At 43.0% G+C, this 21132-nt stretch carries 19 protein-coding genes; 4 read left to right on the top strand and 15 right to left on the bottom strand.

What is annotated here, in order from left to right; translation table 11 throughout:
- Nucleotides 1–300 precede the first annotated feature (300 nt).
- The 4 genes from infA to trxB form a co-directional block, all read right to left on the bottom strand.
- Nucleotides 301–519 carry a translation initiation factor IF-1 gene (infA, locus tag EXT48_RS08540; protein WP_002962494.1) on the bottom strand — a complete coding sequence of 73 codons (219 nt, stop codon included), beginning with the start codon at nucleotides 517–519 and terminating at the stop codon, nucleotides 301–303.
- 304 nt (nucleotides 520–823) lie between these two features.
- Nucleotides 824–1555 carry an arginyltransferase gene (locus tag EXT48_RS08535; RefSeq protein WP_130126462.1) on the bottom strand — a complete coding sequence of 244 codons (732 nt, stop codon included), beginning with the start codon at nucleotides 1553–1555 and terminating at the stop codon, nucleotides 824–826.
- Complete coding sequence (gene aat, locus EXT48_RS08530; protein WP_130164205.1) at nucleotides 1548–2264, bottom strand: leucyl/phenylalanyl-tRNA--protein transferase; 717 nt, start codon at nucleotides 2262–2264, stop codon at nucleotides 1548–1550. Before aat ends, EXT48_RS08535 begins: the two co-directional genes overlap by 8 nt.
- A gap of 89 nt (nucleotides 2265–2353) precedes the next feature.
- On the bottom strand, nucleotides 2354–3307 hold the full coding sequence (trxB, locus tag EXT48_RS08525; RefSeq protein ID WP_017217521.1) for a thioredoxin-disulfide reductase: 954 nt from the start codon (nucleotides 3305–3307) through the stop codon (nucleotides 2354–2356).
- A 286-nt stretch (nucleotides 3308–3593) separates the two neighbouring features.
- Here trxB and pssA point away from each other — a divergent pair, with 286 nt between their 5' ends.
- On the top strand, nucleotides 3594–4919 hold the full coding sequence (pssA, locus tag EXT48_RS08520; RefSeq protein ID WP_045988084.1) for a CDP-diacylglycerol--serine O-phosphatidyltransferase: 1326 nt from the start codon (nucleotides 3594–3596) through the stop codon (nucleotides 4917–4919).
- 52 nt (nucleotides 4920–4971) lie between these two features.
- Here the strand turns inward: pssA and asnB are convergent, their stop codons facing one another.
- From asnB to EXT48_RS08480, 8 genes are all read right to left on the bottom strand, one after another.
- Nucleotides 4972–6642: an asparagine synthase B gene (asnB, locus tag EXT48_RS08515; RefSeq protein WP_130164204.1), complete on the bottom strand. Its 1671-nt coding sequence runs from the start codon at nucleotides 6640–6642 to the stop codon at nucleotides 4972–4974.
- Between the two features lie 188 nt (nucleotides 6643–6830).
- On the bottom strand, nucleotides 6831–7493 hold the full coding sequence (pcp, locus tag EXT48_RS08510; RefSeq protein ID WP_130164203.1) for a pyroglutamyl-peptidase I: 663 nt from the start codon (nucleotides 7491–7493) through the stop codon (nucleotides 6831–6833).
- Entirely contained in the window at nucleotides 7493–8503 is a 1011-nt protein-coding gene (locus EXT48_RS08505) for a DUF979 domain-containing protein (protein WP_045988082.1), read from the bottom strand. The genes pcp and EXT48_RS08505 overlap by 1 nt, the downstream gene beginning before the upstream one ends.
- Complete coding sequence (locus tag EXT48_RS08500; RefSeq protein ID WP_010372454.1) at nucleotides 8500–9258, bottom strand: DUF969 domain-containing protein; 759 nt, start codon at nucleotides 9256–9258, stop codon at nucleotides 8500–8502. The genes EXT48_RS08505 and EXT48_RS08500 overlap by 4 nt, the downstream gene beginning before the upstream one ends.
- Nucleotides 9251–10189 (bottom strand): biotin-dependent carboxyltransferase family protein, encoded by a 939-nt coding sequence (locus EXT48_RS08495; protein ID WP_130164202.1) that lies wholly within the window; start codon nucleotides 10187–10189, stop codon nucleotides 9251–9253. Before EXT48_RS08495 ends, EXT48_RS08500 begins: the two co-directional genes overlap by 8 nt.
- Entirely contained in the window at nucleotides 10183–10833 is a 651-nt protein-coding gene (gene pxpB, locus EXT48_RS08490; RefSeq protein ID WP_130164201.1) for a 5-oxoprolinase subunit PxpB, read from the bottom strand. Before pxpB ends, EXT48_RS08495 begins: the two co-directional genes overlap by 7 nt.
- 142 nt (nucleotides 10834–10975) lie before the next feature.
- Entirely contained in the window at nucleotides 10976–12490 is a 1515-nt protein-coding gene (locus EXT48_RS08485) for a leucyl aminopeptidase (protein WP_130164200.1), read from the bottom strand.
- Nucleotides 12491–12576: 86 nt separating this feature from the next.
- Entirely contained in the window at nucleotides 12577–13887 is a 1311-nt protein-coding gene (locus EXT48_RS08480) for an MFS transporter (RefSeq protein WP_130164199.1), read from the bottom strand.
- Between the two features lie 219 nt (nucleotides 13888–14106).
- On the opposite strand from EXT48_RS08480, the gene msrA reads away from it, so the two are divergent.
- Entirely contained in the window at nucleotides 14107–15360 is a 1254-nt protein-coding gene (gene msrA / locus EXT48_RS08475; RefSeq protein ID WP_130164198.1) for a peptide-methionine (S)-S-oxide reductase MsrA, read from the top strand.
- Between the two features lie 261 nt (nucleotides 15361–15621).
- Nucleotides 15622–16578, top strand: coding sequence for an MBL fold metallo-hydrolase (locus EXT48_RS08470; RefSeq protein WP_130164197.1), 957 nt, complete (start codon nucleotides 15622–15624; stop codon nucleotides 16576–16578).
- A 321-nt stretch (nucleotides 16579–16899) separates the two neighbouring features.
- On the opposite strand, the gene EXT48_RS08460 is transcribed toward EXT48_RS08470, so the two are convergent.
- Complete coding sequence (locus tag EXT48_RS08460) at nucleotides 16900–17508, bottom strand: hypothetical protein (RefSeq protein WP_130164196.1); 609 nt, start codon at nucleotides 17506–17508, stop codon at nucleotides 16900–16902.
- A gap of 161 nt (nucleotides 17509–17669) precedes the next feature.
- Here EXT48_RS08460 and EXT48_RS08455 point away from each other — a divergent pair, with 161 nt between their 5' ends.
- Nucleotides 17670–18974, top strand: coding sequence for a hemolysin family protein (locus tag EXT48_RS08455; protein ID WP_010372478.1), 1305 nt, complete (start codon nucleotides 17670–17672; stop codon nucleotides 18972–18974).
- Here the strand turns inward: EXT48_RS08455 and EXT48_RS08450 are convergent.
- A complete protein-coding gene (locus EXT48_RS08450; protein ID WP_130164195.1) occupies nucleotides 18969–19760 on the bottom strand; it encodes a thioesterase II family protein in 792 nt (263 codons plus the stop codon). The genes EXT48_RS08455 and EXT48_RS08450 overlap by 6 nt on opposite strands.
- A complete protein-coding gene (locus EXT48_RS08445; protein ID WP_239359447.1) occupies nucleotides 19757–21130 on the bottom strand; it encodes an MATE family efflux transporter in 1374 nt (457 codons plus the stop codon). Before EXT48_RS08445 ends, EXT48_RS08450 begins: the two co-directional genes overlap by 4 nt.
- Between the last annotated feature and the right edge of the window lie 2 nt (nucleotides 21131–21132).

Here is a 21132-nt window from a genome sequence, read left to right as displayed (position 1 = left end):
CGGCATCAACTTAGTATAAATCTACACACGCAGATTAACGAGCACGGAAGACGATGATGCTCCCTTTGAACGTTGGGATTAGAATAAAAAGTTTCACACGACAAAAAGCCCAGAATAGCTGGGCTTTTTGTTATCACTCAGTTTGATGCGGTATTATCGTCTCTCAAACTAAGTGCTAGTCGTTCGTGTATACTAATTGCTTGAATGAACTTGGTATACCTAAGTAACATCAGTATGTTGAAGTCGCTTGGGTATCAACGAGTTTACGGCATCAACTTAGTATAAATCTACACACGCAGATTAACGAGCACGGAAGACAATACGTCCCTTTGATAGGTCGTAAGGCGTCATTTCAACAGTAACTTTGTCACCAGTCAAAATACGGATGTAGTTTTTGCGCATTTTTCCAGAAATATGTGCAACAACCACGTGACCATTTTCTAGTTCAACACGGAACATTGTGTTTGGTAGCGTGTCAAGGACCGTGCCTTGCATTTCAATTACGTCTTCTTTCGCCATGTGTAGCGTATCACCTCTTGGTTAAATTAAACGATGCAGATTTTGCCCAAAAGCGGGGAATAAGTAAAGTTACAAGCTGATTTTTTGTTAATTTGGTCGTTTATTCAGCCAGTTTTACCAAAGTTTTTTGCTTCTATTCCTAACGCATCTCAAAATCTGGAGCCTTGTTGATAGGCAAGGGCGCTATTCTAGCATAGGAAAGTCTGCTAGTAACGCATGTTTTTTGTCCATGCTATAGGATAGTTGTGGTGTAAAAGGAGGTGTATTCCTGCATTTGAGCAAACGTATGCAGGAAAGCTAGGTATTAAGCACAAGGTTGTGAGACATCCGGATCAATATCTTGCCAAATATCTTTAACTAGCTTTTGTGCTGGAACAAATTGGGTTTTGTAACGCATTTTCTTGCAGTCGTCGATTTGATAACCCAAGTACAAATACGGTTTATTCTGTTTCGCTGCCTGTTCGAGCTGAGCCATGATCATGATAGTGCCGATACTTAGTGATTCATACTCAGGATCGAAAAAGGTATAAATAGCAGACAATGAATAAGGCATTGAATCAGTGACGGCTACTGCAATTAACTTATCTTTGTGCCATAGCTCGATAAAGACGATGTTCATCCAACGACAAAATAAGAAGCTTTCGTACTGGAGACGGTTAGGTGGGTACATAGAGCCATCGCTGTGACGTAGGCTGATATATTTTTCGTATAGCGGATAGTATTCAGGACGCTCCTGGTGGCTAATAATTAGCTGATAATCTTGCTTTAATTTATTGCGTTTGCGTTTTTGAGATTTACTCGGTTTAAATTCTTGAGTTAATACTCTTACTGATTGACAAGCTGAGCATGCGGGACAGTGTGGACGATAAATCTGGTCTCCACTGCGGCGAAACCCTAATGCTAACAATTGTTCAAATCTATCTGGGCTGTAACAATTTGGGTCTAGAATAACCAGTAACTGTTCCTTCTGCTCAGGTAAATAACTACAACTAAATTGTTGGCTCAGTCCGATTTTAGAAGGAAAGTGTTCATTCATAGATAGCTTTCAACTCCTGAGGCTGCCACATTGATGATGGGATCTCAAATCGATCCGCCAATTTAAGTCTAGTCAAAAACTCGCTCCTTGGTACAACTTTTAATCCCAAACTTGTTAAATAAGGATTTTCAAGTTGGCAATCAATAAAATGTGCCTGATGGGCTTTGAGCCAATTTACCAGTGCCCACATCGCCATTTTGGACGTATTAGGTAAGGTGTGGAACATAGATTCACCACAAAATACACCAGACTGCATGATGCCATATAGCCCGCCAACTAGGTTACCTTGATCCCATATCTCCACACTATGTGCTAACCCCTGAATGTGCGCTTGCTGATACGCAGCCAACATCGCATTTGTGATCCAAGTTCCTTCAGCGGCCATTCGTTGATTTCTACAAGCTTCAATCACTTGTGAAAAGGCGGTATTGATAGTGACGGTTGGACTGAGTTTACGTTGCGCTTTTCTTAGTGTTTTACCACAATGAAAATCTTGAAGCTCCAAAATCCCACGTTCGCTCGGGCTCCACCACATGATTGGTTCACCTTCATTGAACCAAGGAAAGATCCCATTGGCATAAGCGTTTTTCAGACGTTTTACTTGTAAACAACCACCAATAGCAAGCAGTCCATCTGGTTCAGACAAGGCATAGTGATTTGGTGGAAAACGAAAGTCATCGCAAGCGAGGTGGAACAGTTGTTGGATCATTGAACAAACTACAAGATTGTTATTTATTTCAATATAGCAAATTAAGGCAAGGAGGGAAGAGGGTCAGTCTAGACCGACCCATTTATCTATTATTTTTGGCTATCTAAGAAGCGCTCTGCGTCTAGTGCTGCCATACAGCCTGTACCTGCAGAAGTAATTGCTTGACGATAAATGTGGTCAGACACATCACCTGCTGCAAATACACCTTCAACACTGGTCTGTGTTGCGTTACCATTTAGGCCCGACTGCACGACCAAATAACCATCTTTCATCTCTAGCTGGCCCTCAAACATATCTGTGTTTGGTTTGTGACCAATCGCGATGAAAACACCAGCAAGATCAAGTTGCTCTGTCGCTTCGGAATCAGTATCTTTGATACGAATACCAGTAACACCCATATCATCACCTAGCACTTCATCAAGTGTGCGATTTAGGTGTAACACAACATTACCGTTCGCTGCTTTATCCATTAGGCGATCGGCAAGAATTTTCTCACTGCGGAAAGAATCGCGGCGGTGAATAACATGTACTTCTTCAGCGATGTTTGATAGATAAAGTGCTTCTTCAACCGCGGTATTACCACCGCCAACAACCGCAACCTTTTGACCACGATAGAAAAATCCATCACAAGTCGCACAAGCAGATACGCCACGGCCTTGGAACGCTGTTTCAGATTCAAGACCAAGGTATTTTGCTGATGCACCTGTTGCGATGATTAACGCATCACAAGTATAAGTACCTTGATCGCCAGTAAGTGTGAAAGGGCGCTTCGTCACGTCAACTTTGTTGATGTGATCGAAAATGATTTCAGTTTCAAAGCGCTCTGCATGCTCTTTCATACGGTCCATAAGTGCTGGACCCGTTAAACCATGTGCATCACCAGGCCAGTTTTCGACTTCAGTTGTTGTAGTCAGCTGACCACCTTGCTGCATACCTGTGATTAATACTGGGTTTAAATTTGCCCGTGCTGCGTATACCGCGGCAGTGTAACCCGCAGGACCCGAACCTAAAATCAACAGTTTGCAGTGTTTTGCATCGCTCATGTAATTTTCCTAACTAAATTCTAAAAAATGCTATTAAGCAAAAGTTTGTTCGATTCTATGTAATTCAATAGGGAAGTAAATAAAAAACCGTAATCCGATTTGGTATAAATTGGCAAGTTGTCAAAAAATTTGTACTGTTTTGTTTTAAATCGACTACAGATTGAGCAATCTTGTTCTGGACTAGCAAAAAACAGCAGTATTTCATGACCTCAGGTTTTTTTTTTGATATGTTTTAGAGAATTTTGTTTTGCTATCAAGAGTTGATAGCCTAATTGAAAAGGTACATATGGCATTTTGGCAGAATACCCCAGGCTTTGGGTTAAGTGCACAAGATTGTGAGGTGTTAACTGATGCTAAGCAATATCATCAGACGCTTTTACAACTGATCTCACAGGCAAAAACGCGTATTTATATCACCGCACTTTATCTTCAAGATGATGAGGCGGGTCGCGAGATATTGCACGCATTGCACGAGGCTGCACAGCAAAATCCAGACTTAACGGTAAAAGTGTTGGTTGATTTTCACCGTGCGCAACGTGGCCTCATTGGTGCTGAAAAGTCAGAAGGCAATGCCAAGCTATATTGTGATTTAAAAGAGCAGCTGGGCACTCAAGTTGAAGTGTATGGTGTGCCGGTAAAAGCAAAAGAGCTTTTTGGCGTGTTGCATTTAAAAGGCTTTGTTATTGACGACATCCTGCTTTATAGCGGTGCTAGTTTAAATAATGTCTATTTGCATCAAGATGAAAAATACCGCCTAGACCGCTATTTCGTGATTAAACAAGCACAGCTCGCGGATAGCTTTTGCCACTTTACCGATCATGTGCTGATAGCGTCTGACGCAGTACCTAGACTCGACATCCGCCCATTACCTACTTTACTCGACATTCGTACTGAGCAAAAACAGCTGATGAAACAGTTGAAAAAGGCCAGCTATGATATTTCAAAGGCGAACAGTCGAGAAGGTCTAACGGTTCGTCCATTTTTAGGTTTTGGTCGTAGAACTAATAAGCTAAACCGTCTTATTAAGGCGCTTTTCGATACCACAGAACAAGAGTTAGTACTTTACACTCCTTACTTCAATTTTCCGGCTCCTCTACTGCGCTCGCTACGTCGTTTACTGAAAACAGGTAAAAAGGTGACAATAGTGGTGGGGGATAAAACGGCAAATGATTTCTATATCAGTCCAGAGCAGCCATTTAGCCGAATTGGTGCGCTTCCTTATTTGTACGAAACCATTTTGTATAAATTTATCAAGTCGCAACGCCGCTTCATAACTGCCGGATTGCTGGATGTGTATCTGTGGCAAGATGGCAATAACTCGTTTCACTTGAAGGGAGTGAGCAAAGATGGCGATACGCATTTAATGAGTGGTCATAACCTCAACCCAAGGGCGTGGGGGTTAGATATTGAAAATGGCATTCTAATAGAAGATCCCGACAAAGTATTGTTGCCTCAAATTGAGTTAGAAAAGCAAGAGATCTTAAAACATTGCCGTCGCATCGAAAGCCACGATGATCTCGAGACACTAGCGGATTATCCAGCACCGGTGAAAAAACTCCTTGGTCAGGCCAAGCGTGTGAAAGTCGACTTTATCATCAAGCGTTTTATTTAACGCAAGAACTGATAATTTTAAAAAAGGGACGAGCGTCCCTTTTTTTACTTTCTTATTTTTGATTATATGCTTCGTTGTGTGAGCTCGCTGCGCGACCTGATGGATCGGCATTGCGCTGGAAAGACTCGTCCCAAGCAAGCGCTTCGGGCGTTGAACACGCCACAGACTTGCCGTGAGGAACACACTTAGCTGCCGCTTCTCCTGGGAAATGCGACTCAAAAATGGTGCGATAATAATAGGCTTCTTTGCTATCCGGTGTATTGATTGGATAGCGGTAGTGGGCGTTTTCAAGATCCGAGTCGCTCACTTGCTGACTAACATACTCTTTTAGTGAATCGATCCAGCTATAGCCTACGCCATCAGAAAATTGCTCTTTTTGGCGCCACAAGACGTCATCGGGTAAATAGCCATCAAACGCCTCACGGATAATGTGTTTTTCGATACGGCCATCTTTACACATTTTGTAGTCCGGGTTAGTACGCATGGCAATATCGACAAATTCTTTATCTAAGAAGGGCACACGTGCTTCAACCCCCCAAGCTGCCATCGACTTATTTGCACGTAAGCAATCAAACATATGCAGTTTCGAGACCTTTCGGTTTAGCTCGTTGTGAAACTCCTCAGCATTTGGTGCTTTGTGGAAATACAAATAGCCGCCAAATAGTTCATCGGCCCCTTCACCCGATAGCACCATTTTAATGCCCATTGCTTTAATGTAGCGTGCCATGAGGTACATAGGAGTAGAAGCGCGAATGGTTGTGACATCGTAGGTCTCTAGGTGATAGACCACTTCTTTAAGGGCATCAATCCCTTGTTGTACGGTAAAGTGAATGGGATGGTGAACTGTGCCGATTTTATCTGCTACCTTTTGTGCTGCAGCGAGATCGGGTGAACCTTCCAAGCCAATGGAAAATGAGTGAAGTTTTGGCCACCAAGCATCGGAAGCATCATCATCTTCGATACGCTTTGCTGCAAACTTTTGTGTGATAGCGGAAATCACAGAAGAGTCGAGACCACCAGACAACAACACGCCATATGGCACATCGCACATCAATTGGCGTTTTACTGCGGCTTCTAGCCCATTTTTAACCGCTTCGGGGCTGGCCTCATTGTCCTTTACTGCACTAAATGCTTGCCAGTCGCGTTGGTAATACTCTCTTGGACCACCTTCTTTTGAATACCAATAATGGCCGGGAGGAAACTCTTCAATTTGTGTACAAATAGGTGTGAGCGCCTTCATTTCGCTGGCGACATAGAGGTTACCGCTTTGATCACGGCCAGTGTAAAGTGGAATGATACCGATATGATCACGACCAATTAAAAAGGCATCTTCCGTTTCATCGTACAAACAAAATGCAAAAATTCCATTGAGATCATCTAAAAACTCAGGGCCTTTTTGCTTGTATAGCGCCAAGATCACTTCACAGTCTGACTCTGTTTGAAATTCAAATGGAACGGTCAGTGCTTTTGCAAGCTCTTTATGATTATAAATTTCACCATTTACCGCCAAAATATGTGTTTCTTCAGGGTTAAATAATGGTTGTGCGCCGCTAGAAACGCCAACAATAGCTAAACGCTCATGAACTAAAATGGCTTTTTCACTTGAATAGACCCCTGACCAGTCGGGGCCTCGGTGTCTTAGTTTTTTTGACATTTCGATCGCTTGCTCGCGAAGTGCAAGGGGATCGGTCTTGATGTCAAGTACGCCGAAAATTGAACACATATTTCCTCATTCCTATTGATGTGTTGATAATATCAACAAATTATTATTGCTCACGGAAGCATAGCTACCATGAGATAGTTTAAGTTCTACCAAAAATAATTTGATAAGTCACACAATGAAATAGAGAAAATGTGAATTTTTTGTGATGTGCAATGGTGCAAACTTGCACCATTGTGGGGCATTTTTTATTAGTGTGTCGTTCCAGCGACAAGCTTAATATCTTGCTTTTGTGTAATGGCACTGGTTAATAGGATTTTTATTCCTTTAACTAGGGTGTCAATGTCCATACTGGGTGCACCAGAGTGGTGCGCCGCTTGGGAGGGCAAGTATGGGATATGTACAAAGCCACCACGGCACGCTAAGTCATGTGTACTAAGATAGTGCAGTAATCCATACATCACATGGTTGCACACGTAAGTGCCCGCAGTATTAGAGATACTTGCAGGAACTCCCGCTTGAAGCGCACTACTTAGCATACTTTTTATTGGTAAAGAGGCAAAGTAAGCATCGGGTCCGTGTGTAACGACTGGTGTATCTATCGGCTGGTTTCCTGCGTTGTCGGCTATTCTGGCATCGTTAACGTTAATCGCGATACGTTCGATGGAGATATCACAGCGTCCACCAGCTTGGCCTAAACAGATCACGATGCTTGGGTGATACTTATCTATCGCTTGTGTTAAAGACTCAATACTTTTGTCAAATTCACAAGGTAACTCTTTTGTGTGGATCAGGTGGCCTTCAATGGTTTCACCTTCTAATAGCTGAGCTAATTGCCATGAAGGGTTGATGGACTCACCACCAAATGGGGTGAACCCAGTAACGAGGACACAAGGTTTACTGTAACTGGACATTAAAAAACGACTCCGTACATAAGAAAAATATTAATCACCAATAACGTTATAGCGGTTGGTATTTGCACTTTAATGACTTGGTATTTATCTTTTAAATCTAACAGTGCCGCTGGCACTATGTTGAAATTAGCGGCCATCGGTGTCATCAGTGTTCCACAATAACCCGAATACATGCCAATTGCGACGAGCGGCGCAGGATCAGCGCCATGCCCCTGGATCAAAAATGGTAGCGCAATACCCGCCGTCATTACCGGAAATGCGGCAAAAGCATTGCCCATTATCATGGTAAAGAGTGCCATGCCCACACAGTACAGTACAACGAGCATAAAACGGTTATCTGGCGAAATAAATAATGTCACTAAGTCTTGGATTGCAGTGCCTGTGTTAGCGACGATAAATACGCCGCCAAGCATTGCAAGCATCTGTGGCAATATCGCTGCCCAGCCTATTGAGTCGACCAAGCGACGAGACTCAGAAAGTGCTTGTAGTGGACTGCCTTTGGTTATTTTCCAGCTCACCAGCAATGCGATGGTGCAAGCGAGTGTCAGTGCTGAAAGCGTCACGTGATCTTGATCGAATAGATAAAAGTCGCCGAGCTGGATCTCACTTAAGATGATAGTACAGATCACGGTAACTATTGGAATAAGTACAGCAGGAACAAACAATTTATTACCAAACCGATTTGCGTCTTCTGTTTTGGCTCGTTCGCACGGCATTTCGTAATTTCCCATGGAAACCATATTCATACCTGCAAGCAGTGCGATGATCACCACGTTGATGCCAATCCATAAATATGTATTTCGCTCACCAATCAATGCGATAGAAGCATCGCCAAAGATAAAAACAGTGCCAAATAAAAACCAAAATAGTGCCGTCGTGAAACGCTTAGGATGGGCCTTATCTTGTAGCGTTTTTACCACCAGAAACATCACGATAAAACCAATCAATAAATAGATGTTGTCAATTGAAAGTAGGCTAGATTGCGCGTCAGAAGTGTTCATTAAGCTCATAATGACTCCTCCTTAAGCGCTGAATTTGTGTTGCTAGGTGTTTGCTCTTCTTCGCTTTGTTGCTGCTGACAGCGCGCAATTTCTGCCCGGATTTTTGCTTCAAATCGCGCTAAACGGAAGAGATGAACAATGAGCGCGGCAATTGCAGTTGGTATTGCCCAAAGTCCGATATGTAGCGGTTCAATCCCGGCAATGCCGTTTTCTTTTAGAAATGCATCCATCAGTAGTACAGCACCAAAGGCGATAAAAATATCCTCGCCAAAGAACACGGCAATGTTATCGCAGGCGGCAGCATGTGCGCCTATCATGTCTTTTACATCTTGTGGCAGGTCGCCGTATTGGTTTGCCGCAGCGCCGATCGCCATCGGAGCAAGCAGTGGTCTAACGGTTTGCGCTTGGCCCGCTAAATTGATTAACCCCAGCGCAGCGGAGCACTCACGGACCACAAAATACATACTTAAAATTCGAGAAGTGGTCGCCCCTTTTATGCCCGCAACCCAAGCTTTAGCGCGTTGCTGTAAACCGTAACGCTCTAAAATTGCAATCACGGGTAAGATAAGTAAAAAGCTCGCAAGCTGGCGAGAGTTCATAAACTTTTCGCCAAAGGTGGCAATTAAGTCGACAAAGTCTATTCCAACGGCAAAACCAGTAACTAGACCTGCCGAGGTGACAACCAATAAGGGATTAAACCTCAGAGCAAAGCCAATAACAATCACGGCAATGCCCGAAAGGGGAAGGAGATTTAGCTCAGTCATTTTGTTGTTCTTTATTTTTAAGCGCTAACCTTAGCTGATTGAGATGCGCCTGTGCTCGGTGAGATTCCTTTGCTGCATCTATAAGGGATGTTGATTTTAAATGGATACAATCACCCGCGCCCAATTGGCTCAAGTGGCGCATATCGGCTTGAATGATGGTACCAATAATTGGATAACCGCCTGTGGTTTGGCAGTCATTCAATAGGATAATGGGCTCGCCACTGGGGGGCAGCTGAATGATTCCAGGGTGGACAGCTTGGGTTGCAATATTGTGTGCATGCACTAGGCTGCTATGGCCACTTAGGCGAATACCCATACGATTACTGCTGGGATTTACTTTCCAAATGGTGTCGTTTAATACACTCAGTGTCTGTTTGGAAATTAACTCGAGATGCGGGCCTGGGATAAAGTGAATGAGCTTTTCATAACTGGGCTGTAGACCACCAACGGCGCTTTTGGCAGTGCTCGGCGTGTAGCTTAGTTTGTCCCCTTGTTTAAGAGCTCGGCCGCATATTCCCCCAAAGCCTGCCATGAGATCGGTTGAATAACTCCCAAGCAGCTTGTCTATGTTGGTAAATCCACCTTCGACCACCAAATAAGCGCGTAAACCATCGCGATTTTGTTTAAATGTCAGCTTATCTCCAGCTTTAGCGCTGTAGCGCCAGCAAGGGTATATCGCTTCATCGTTTAAAGCGGCATTGAGATCTGCCCCCGCGATAACAAAGTTAGTGGGGGCGTGGAAGTGAAACTCACATAAGCCAATGGTCACTTCAATAGCTGCATTATCATCGTCATTTGACAAGAGTGTATTTGCAAGTTTAAGCGCAACAGGGTCGATGACACCTGCTTGACTTACTCCTAAGTGGCGAAGTCCTTGACGGCCAATGTCTTGAATAGTTGAAAGTGGCCCAGGTTTAATAACTTCTAGCATGATTTCTCCACAAAACGCACGATATCTCCCGGTTGCAGCAAGCTTGCTGATGCAGAATTTGGGTCAAATAGCGTAGTGTTAGTTTGTCCAATTAAATGCCAGCCACCAGGAGATTGACTCGGGTAAATTGCACTGTAGCTGTCTGCGATGGCAATGCTGCCCTTGGGGACTTTGGTAGTTGGTGTGGATTTTCTGGGTAATTGAAGCGCAGCTGGTAACCCTGACAAGTAAGCAAAACCGGGTAAGAAGCCAATAAATTGTACTTGATAATCAACGCTTGAGTGCAGCTCGATAAGCTGTTTTGGTGTCAGTTGTAATCCGTCCGCTATGCGTTCAAAATCCTGTCCGAATTCTTTGCCATAAAACACCTCAATATGATGGTGTGTTGGCTTTACCTCTGCTATTTCTAGGTCTTGCCAATGTGCTTGGATTTTATGTTGCCACGCATCGGCGTTACGGGGGTCTTTTAGATAGGCAGTAACAGAAGACTTGGCAGGCACCACATCAATAAAATCACCGCTACTATCAAGCCATTTCTTGAGGGCGAACAATTGTTGATTAATTGGACTTTTGCTATCAGGCAAACATGTTGTATTTACAACAATTGCTTGCTCACCTAATAGATAACAACTCACATCGGACATAGGCAATAACAGTTGGTTGCTTTGGTAAACGTTATAATTCTTATAACACACCTCGCAATTGAAACGAAGTTATTGCTATCAGTTGCCGTTTTGTTGCAGTTACAAAAAAGCCGTGCTTAAACACGGCTTAAAATCTGAGGATTTATTTAGCAGTTAATAGCCATTGACTTAGAAGGCGAACGCCATAGCCTGTACCACCAGTTGGTACTTCGTCTTTGGCTGAGCTTGAAAGTGCGTTACCGGCAATATCGATATGAACCCAACGGGTGTCACCAGCAAATTGTTGCAGGAAAGTCGCAGCAGTTGTTGCACCAGGACCACCTGAACCTACGTTTTGGAAATCGGCGATGTCTGATTTTAGCTTGTCTTTATAGCCAAGCGGTAGACGCCATACGTTTTCGTTCACAACTTTACCGGCGTTGGTAAATTCTGTAATTAAGCTATCATCTTCTGAGAAAATTGCAGAATACTCGTTACCAACAGCACCAATTTTAGAGCCAGTTAATGTCGCAACGTCAATCATGATCTCAGGGCTATAATGTTTACGTGCATACCACATCGCATCAGACAGCACCAAACGGCCTTCAGCATCTGTGTTGACAACTTCTACGCTAATGCCTTCTGCGGTGCGCAGTACATCCCCCGGTGCGATTGAATACTGAGACACCATATTTGCTGCCATCCCCATCACAGCGACCACGTTTACGTCTGCTTTGCTCAGTGCCATTGCTTTTACTGTACCAAGCACGGCAGCCGCGCCCGCCATGTCAGATTTCATGCGTGCAATCGAAGCACCGGTTTTGATGCTATAGCCACCAGAATCAAACGTAATACCTTTACCGATCAGGGCAATTGGTGTCTCGCTGTTGCCTTTATAGTGTGCAACAACTAAACGAGAGCCGTGCTCACTACCACGGCCAACGCCCTCAAGTGCGCCCATGCCAAGCTCTTTAAGTTCAGCTGGTGCTAATACTTTTACTTCAACGCCATATTGTTCAAGTTCCTTTGCTGCTTTTGCAAAGTCAACCGGGGTCATTTCTGTTGCGACTTCAGAGGTTAAGTCACGCGCTAAAAACACGCCAGCTTGAATGTGTTGTAGTGCTTTATACTGAGCCTGTGTTGCTTGCTTATCGGCAACATCGAAGTGATAGCTTACGTTAAAAGTATTTGGTTCTTTTTTGTATACTTCGAAGGTGTGGTCACGAAGGTTTGCACCGTGTGCAAATTGTGCTGCTAGTTCTGCATTTGAGAGCGCTCCCTCAACGTCTTCGAATGCAACTGCAACATTCTCCAGCTTTTTACCTTCAAATTTAGCGTGTAAGTTACCGCCAAGTTTGGTCATTTTGCTCGCATTGAGTGCGCCTGTTTCACCTAAACCAACAATGAAGATACGCTTATAATCAGAGTCTACTGGCGCTAATACTTCAACTGTTTTGCCATATGCTCCTTTAAAGTCTTCAGCAGCAATTGCGCGCTCCAATTGTTTGCGAGTGTCTTTATCAAGGAACTTTAGGTTACTTTGGCTTTCACCAGCTTGAAAAATTACCAGTGCATCAGCGTCAGCAAGCTTGGTATTGAACTCAAAGTCAGCGGCATTTGCAGAAGTCATGCTGGCAACCGCCAGCGCTAAAGCAGAAAAACGCGTAGTCAATGACATAATCTTATCCTCAGATAACTAAAATTGCGGCGTTTTTACCTTAATCAGAGAAATTTAGACACAATTTGTCGGTGAAGTAACAGGTTTTACCGTTCAGTGACATTAGGTAAGCGGCTTGTCAGCACAATGCCTAATATCGTGATCATAATGTAGAGTGCAAGTAACACTGTAATTGAAAATGCCGAGGCAATGACACCAAGTGCACTTGTTAATAAAAGCACAATACCGATAATTGTGTTACTGAGCGTGACGTAACTGGTGCGTTTGTTTCCTTCAGCCATATCGACCACGTAGGTTTTGCGGCCCACGCGCACGCCTTGATGGGCGATAGCAATAACAAAATAGCAAAGTGGAATGAACCAGATTCTTTCTAGCAGTGAAGAATAAAATAAAGAAGTTGCCAGTAGTATTGCAGTGATAGCAACGGTGATTGTAGCGCCATACATCATCACGCGTTTACTTGATTGGTCGGCAAGACGACCCCAAAAAGCCCCACTGACTAAACTGGCAAGCCCAGACACCGCTAACAAAGCTGCCAGCACCCATGCTCCGTTGCCGATACTCTGCTGCGCCAGCACGGTGAAATAGGGCGGAATAAGCGCGGAACTTAACAAAAACCCACGCGCAAAAATAAACTTTTTCAGTGTTGGGTCTGTTTTTAACAGCGCGAAATCTTGCTTTATTTTATCTAATCCGTTTTCTCCGCCTTCGGTGGCGCCTTCATATTCTTTGATTTGTGAGAACGTTAGCGCACCAATCAACCAAAAGGTTGCAGCTAGTACCAGTGTGATCACAAAGTTGACATTGTTTACTTGAGTGGCAGCGATAAAAAGCCCAACACCAAATGTAACGGTTATAAGTCCACTGACAGAGGCGGCTTGGCCGCTAAGCTGGCCGCGCTTTTGTTTAGGAATAGTTTTACCGATGACATCTTTTGACGACACGGAACTTAAGCTGCGGGCTATGCTAAAAATCGCCAGTAATCCAAGTACCAACCAAGCGTACAATTGATTTTCAGTTTGTTGCCATGCAAGTAGCGCCATAAGCAGTACACAAATAGCTTGAGTGAGTGCGCCGAGAGACCAAAGGTGCTTTCGTTTAGCATGCTTACGCACCCATTGACCAATAAACAATTGTGGGATCAGTGAACCAGACTCGCGAATGGGGACTAGAGCCGATATCAAATAAGCAGGAGCACCGAGTGATTGCATCAGCCAAGGTAGCGTGATCTTTGGGTTGAGTAGGGCATCTCCCAATTTACTAAATAGTTGACTCAATAAAATAAGCACGTAGTTACCGGGAACTTCTTTACACGCCTTATCGTCAATTGCCTTACAGGCACGCGCTTCGTCATCATTGGTTAGCTTTTGATAGAGATTCTCACTTATTTTACTCACACCTATTCCTTTATTTTGCAGTTTTGCAGACAGCACTACTTCACTATCATGAACGACTTTAGATGAAATGATAATTAACCTTAGACGGTCTCATTTAATACGCAGTAAATCATATTAAGTTCAATAAGTATGAAGTGATAATCATACTTAGTTGTGACGTACAGCATTGAGAGGGTAGTGATGAGAACATTACAGGTAGCCGCATCGATAGGATTTATCATGATGTTAGGTGTAGGCGTATCGGCGCTCGCGGGGACAGATATGCCCAAGCCTAAAGTTGATGGTGCTAGTAACCATATTAAAACGTTAGTGTTAGGCTCCGGTTGTTTCTGGGGTCCCGAAAAACGCTACGAGAAAATGACGGGCGTGATAGATGCTGAGTCTGGCTATGCCGACGGTAAAGGGTTTAAGCCAAGTTATAGAGAAATTATTAAATCGAGCCGACGCTTTGATGAAGACAACTATGCGGAAGTGGTAAAGGTAACTTACAACGCAAATCTTATCACCACCGATGCGCTGCTAAAGTACTACTTTGAAAGTCATGATCCAACCCAAAAAAACCGTCAGGGTAATGACGTTGGAACGCAGTATCGTTCGATCATTCTCTATACTGACGATCAACAAAGTGACAAGGCCCACACATTAAAAGCGCAGTATCAACATTTATTATCTGAGCAAGGCTATGGCGACATTCAAACCAAGATCAAGCCACTTAGAAAATTCTATCCAGCGGAAGAGTATCATCAAAACTACTTAACCAAGAACCCTAAGGGATACTGCCCAGATCACAGCACGGGAGTGACCTTTGAAAAGGTGGCGAAAGATAAAGCTGATAACACTATGCTAGCCCAAGGTAAGCATATTGTGATTGTTGATGCTAAAAGCTATTGCCCTTATTGTGAAAAGCTAAAAAAAGAGGTGTTAAACGACTATCAAGGTGATATCCCACTTCATTTTCGCTATGCAGATCAACTCGAGGGGCTAATGATAAAAACCGCGACTTGGGCGACGCCAACAATCTTATTTATTGAAAATGGTGTTGAGTCCCTTGGCTTTCAAGGTTTTATGGCGAGAGAAGAGTTTTATAAGGCACTCGGTGCTTTTAAGCTGGGTCGTTCAGAAGCTTTTGACATTGCCTTTCAAAAAGGCACAGAAAGACCATTTTGCAAGCAGTATGATATCTTTAAAAACACACCAGATGGCGTATTTATCGATAAATTAAGCGGCAAGATTCTTTTTGACACCCGAGATAGATTTAACTCAGGCACTGGGTGGCTGTCGTTTACTCACCCAGTAAAAGACAGCGTGACCTATCACAAAGATTTAAGCCACGGAATGGTAAGAACCGAAATACGCTCAAAAAGCAGCGGCATTCATTTAGGCCATGTATTTAAAAATGAAGGGCCAAAGGGTCAAGACCGCTATTGTATCAATGCCCAAGTACTTGAGTTTAAAGCGAGAGAGGCGCTTTAGGTATTACGCCTAAAGTCACTTTTTGCTAAGGAGGCAGACATAAACCAAAGTCGAAGTTACTTTTGTGTATTAAGAGAACAGATTTACTTGTTAACTTTTCAAAGTGGTGCTTTGGTTGCTTCCTCCTAAAATTTGATCTGCCGTTCATGTGGCCATTTATACTAATTTGGCTCTAGACTAATATGGTAACAGGTTGATTTTTATTAAATATCCAGTTAGCTTCGGCAATATTTATATATAAAATACGCAAAAGGAATTCTTATGCACCGTATACATATTCTGTGTCTAATTTGTTTGTGGCGGTTCATTACGTCACCGACAGCGGCTGCCAATGAAACTCCTCACCAAGTCAAAGCACTCAAAATCACTACGCTGTCGACCATGCTTGCGGATAGTGGCATTGGCGAGTGGGGATATGCAGCACTAGTTGAAGTGGACGGCCGAAAAATTCTTTTTGATACTGGTAATCGGCCGCAAACAGTACTGCAAAATGCGCGAGACTTGCGAATCGATTTGTCTGATGTAGAAGATGTAATTTTAAGTCATAATCATGGCGACCACACCGGTGGACTAGAAACGTTAAGGACCGAGCTGAGTAAAAAGAATGCAAAAGCGATGTCTCGCGTTCATGTTGGTCACGGTATTTTCGCAAAACGTGCAGGTAGAGAAAACCGCATGCACGCGATGAAGCTCGCGCTTGAAAAACAAGGTGTGGTTTTCAAACAATACAGTGAGGCGCAGGAAATTTACCCAGGTGTTTGGTTAACAGGCAATGTTGAGCGCATTCACCCCGAACATAATTGGAGTGGAAATAGCAAAATTGAAGGTAAGCACGGCGATAGAGAAGATAACATTCCAGAAGATATGTCACTGGTGATAAATACCAAAGATGGCTTTGTATTAATAGCTGGTTGCGGGCACGCGGGTATCATCAACACGATGGAACACATAGTAAAAACGATCCACCCCGCAGATATTACGACGGCGATAGGCGGATTCCATTTAATAAATGCGGATGATAAACACTTGGCATGGACAGCAGGTAAATTACAGCAGTTTGGCTTAAAGAATATGATGGGTGCACATTGTACTGGTATTAACTCGCTATACGTGCTGCGTGAATTGATGAAGTCAAACCGCAAGCAAATGGTGGTGGGCTCTGTGGGGGACAGCTTTACTTTAAGTGAGGGCGTAAAGGCTGGCTATATCGCTCGTTGAGCCATTTGGATTTATTCCGCTATTTGGCTTTTTCAGCTACTGGCGTTGGTGATTTTGGTTATCACTTTCGTTAAACATAGGAAAGTTAAGTACACGGACAAGTGAAGCGAATTTAGTCCAATCAGTAATGTAATCACTGACATTGCGGGATTACACCGACAGAGATCGATGAGCTTGACCTGAATTATTATCATGGAAATATCTTTCAGAGTGGTTTTTTATCGCACTATATTTTTGTACTTTGTCAAAGATATTGGTGATTTAGTTAGGGTATTCAGCGAAAAGGTAATGTGAAGGCTGAATTTAGCCTTCGTAAAGTGTTTAGTGTAGGCACCTTTTTTCACCCATGCATAATATTGCAATGACAGGGACAGCTAATAAAAAAATAGCGCCTTCTGCGATATCTCTTAGTGGTGTCGTAATCGCTGCTGATGCCTTTTCTGAAAAACTTTGTGCAACGCTAAAGTGGATTACGAGTGGGTGCTCAAATTGTTTGAAGTGAGCAAAGTTCAGGTCCCGATTATCATATCTATCACCAACAAGTTTGACAGAAACACGACCAGACTTAAAACCATAGTCTTGGGCTTTTGCTTCTATATCGTTCGGTGTATTAGGACTTAAAAGAATATCAACCTTTCCTTCTACGCTTCGCATTGAACTGATGTGAAAGTCATTTCTCTCAAGAGAGATAAATGCCAAAAGCGGGCTATCGAGTAGCTTGGCTAAGGTGGGATCAGTCCGCAGTATGTAATGATGCTCTTTTCCAACAAAGATGAGATGTTTACCGTCTTCAGTTTTTAAAAAGGTCGAGATTTCATCTTGATAAGACGTGGTTTTAGTGATCTCATGATAGGTTGAACATGCCGTTGAAAAGCAGAACAATATCATTGTGAGTAGGGCTAATTTGAGGGTGTGTATCAGTTTTGTCATTTTCCTTCCTTGACGTACTTTTTTATTCGTCGCGAACAGTACGATAATCGGTACGAGATTGGCAACAAAAATTTAATTATTTGACGCGAATTACATTGCTAAAGTCATAAAATAGGCGTATACATCGCGTCGAATTCTCGCTTTCTTTTTTAGGTGTATCTGTGGACTTTTTTTGGGTGTTGTTACTCATTAGCTTGAGTGCAGTTTTCGCGCTGTGTGAAATATCATTGGCAGCGGCACGCAAAGTTAAATTACAAACCTTATTTGATCTTGGTGACGTTAGAGCCAAGAAAGTATTGTATTTGCAGGCCAATGCGCATCAGTTTTTTGCTGCGGTACAGGTGGTACTCAATGCTTTGGCGATTGTCGCGGGTATGATAGGCGAGTCGGTGTTTACCCCTTATGTATTGCAACTACTAAACTGGGTTGCAAGTTTTATGTTTGCCGATGTTGCGGCACATGCCTCGATGTTATTGCAAATATCCACTGTGGTGTCGTTTTTACTGATCACATCGTTATTTGTATTGTTTGCTGATCTATTGCCAAAACGAATAGCCATGGTTATCCCTGAAACTATCGCGATGCGATTTATCCATCTAATGCTCGCCAGTGTATGGATTTTTAAGCCTATTATCTGGCTATTTAACGTGTTCGCTGATTGGATAATAAAGCTATTCAATTTACCAAATGAACGTGACGAACAGGTAACCCGTGATGATATTTATGCGGTGGTTGATCAAAGTGCTGAGCAGGGTGAGCTGTGCGAGCATGAGTACAATATCATTGGCAATGTGCTCGACCTTAACCAGACTAATATTACCCAAGCGATGATCAATCGCGATGCAATCGTGTGGTTAGACATTCAAGAATCAGAAGAAAACCTGAGCACGTTAATTCAAGCGCACAGTTTTCAACAATATTTGCTGTGTGACGGCTCGCTCGACAAAGTGATAGCTGCACCTGAAGCCAAACAACTGCTTAGTAATATTTTGGCTAAAAAGCCGTTACTGGATGGTCAACAACAAGAATTCCATAAGCCGGTAATTTTACTTGATACTCTAAGCCTTTCCGATGCGCTAGATGGGCTGAAAAGTCATGAAAGCAACTGTGCGGTGGTGATCAATGAATTCTCAACAGTGGTTGGGATGGTAACGTTATCCAGTATCTTGAATTTAATTGCACTGAAAGACGACCAAGCAATAGAAGCCCAATTTAGACAAAAGGATAATACCCGATGGCTAGTGCAGGGCGATATGTCGATTAAGGACTTTCAAGCTTCGGTGATTGAGTACGAGTTTGAACCGATTGAAGCCATAGAAACCTTAGCCGGTTTTGTGATCCACAGGCTAAAGCATTTTCCTGCCGAGGGAGAGTCGTTAGAAGTTGATGGCTTTAAGTTTAAAGTCATAGAAATTCAAGGATTAGCCATTAGGCAAATTGAAGTAACTAAAGAGCCCCAACTATAAGGGGCTCAGTGTTTCTAACACCGCGTTAATTTCTTTTAGCACCAAAGCCGAGGAATCCTGCATAAAAAAGTGCCGACCAGGTATCGCTTTAGGCGTGATACCTTGTTTAAAGCAACTTTCCCAATGGTGCATATCCGTCCCCGTAGCTGCTTTATCCCGTGTACCATATAACACGGTTGCAGGCACGTCGAGTTTACAAGCCGAGTCGTATTGATAGGTCTCTCCCAGCTTAAAGTCCGCTTTTAACGTTGGCAACATCAGTTGTTGCAGTTCGATATCATTGAGCAAAGCCGGTGGTAAACCGCCCATTAAATTTACCGCCGCAATGAACTTCTTATCGTCAAGAGTATGGTAGGGGGATTTTCTTATCGCATATTGTGGTGCCTTCCTTGCTGCAATAAACAGGTGTTTAACGATATTGCAGCTGCTGTGTTGAAGTGCTAAGGCAAGCTCATACGCAATATAAGCGCCATTGCTATGACCGTAAAAAACGCTAGGTAATGGTGTTGCTTTGCTCAAAATAGATGCTATTGCTGCGACCAAGGTATGAATATTATCAATGGCAGCTTCATGACTTCGCTCCTTTCGCCCGGGTGCTTGGAGAGCATATAAAGCGACATCTTCAGGCAGTTTTCCTGCCCAGTTTTGATAAACAGCTGCATCTGCGCCAGCAAAAGGAAAGCAAATGAGTTGTTTGCGAATGGTGTTAGGCTTATTGAGTAAGGAAAACCATTTGGAAGTAGAAAGCTGGTGGTTTATGCGCTCTTCTATTTTATTGGTAATCACGATACCTCCTTCACGGAGTAATCGGTAGCACTTATTTTGCTAGCAATGAGCCCTAAATGATTTCTAGCTAAATACAAGCTTAAAGCTGCTTGAATAAGCACAGTTATCACAGACAGATGCCATAGTAACTCTACGGAAACTCGTTGTGTAAGTACGAGCCAGATAACAGGTAAAACAAAAGTGAATAGTCTGGAAGCATTGCTTATAAGAGAGGGGAAAGTATTACCTGTAGCCTGAAATATTCCCGAGCAACTATAAACGATACCAGTGGCGATGAAGTTAAATGCAACAATCTCCAGAAAGTACTGCGTTTGATCGATGACATTTGCATCATTTGAGAAAGGAGTGGCAAGCAGGGAGCCGCAGTTTATTGCGATAACAGACATGAGCAACATAATGATTGAAACACAGCACATTACCCAAAAAAAAGCATATTTAAATCGTGCTAAGTTATTTGCACCAAAGTTTTGCCCTGCAACTGCAGGAAGCGAAAAGACAACAGCCATCATGGGGAGAGAAAGTCCTTGAATTATCTTTGAACCGATACTGAGTGCTGCTTGGACATCCGTTGTGAGATCTTTGATTGCCCAAAACGTCAGCGAAATGTAGCAGAAGGTTAGCGTTAACTCGAGCCCAACGGGTCCGCCTATAACGAGTAGTTTTTTGATGGTAGAACGATCAATTTTCCATGCTTTTAGATCAATTCTTAGATAACCATCTGCTTTTCTGAAATATAAAAGGGTAACGACAATAGCTAATATCATGGAAATTGAACTTGCAAGTCCAGCCCCCGAGATCCCCATGGAAGGGATGAAACCCCAACCGGTTATAAGTAAAGGGGATAGCAAGATATTGAGAAGGAGAGATCCGAGCTGAGCAAACATCATAGGTTTAACTATTCCTATACCTCGCATCGCTGCTCCCAAAGTAATAAATAAAAATTGCATTGCGAGACAAGGAATAAACCATTTAGTGTAAATCATAGCCGCTTCTCGAACTGCCAAGTCTGTAGTGGTATGTTGAAGGTAAAATTGGATCACAAATAGCCCAAAAAATAGCACCACCAATCCTAATATGCAGGACAATAAAATCGCTTGATTGAAGATTGAGTTTGATTCAGCTTGGTTTTTCTTGCCCACGGAGTTCGCAATTAACGTAGCGGTTCCAACGTTTAAAATCTGGCTAATCGCAAAAATAAAAAAGAGTACATTGCCAACTAAGCTGAGAGCCGTCGTTTCTGCATCACCTAGCTGAGATACAAAATAGAGGTCGGTAAACATATAAAGTGTATGGACAAGCATACCGATAGCCAGTGGCAAGGCCATTGATATGATATGTTTTGGAATTGAGCCTTGAGTTAAATCTTTCACAC

The organism is Pseudoalteromonas sp. CO348 (assembly GCF_004208845.1).
Lineage (GTDB): Bacteria > Pseudomonadota > Gammaproteobacteria > Enterobacterales > Alteromonadaceae > Pseudoalteromonas > Pseudoalteromonas maricaloris.
Note: the sequence above shows the minus strand (reverse complement) of the source record. Positions and strands in the feature narration are given on the sequence as shown.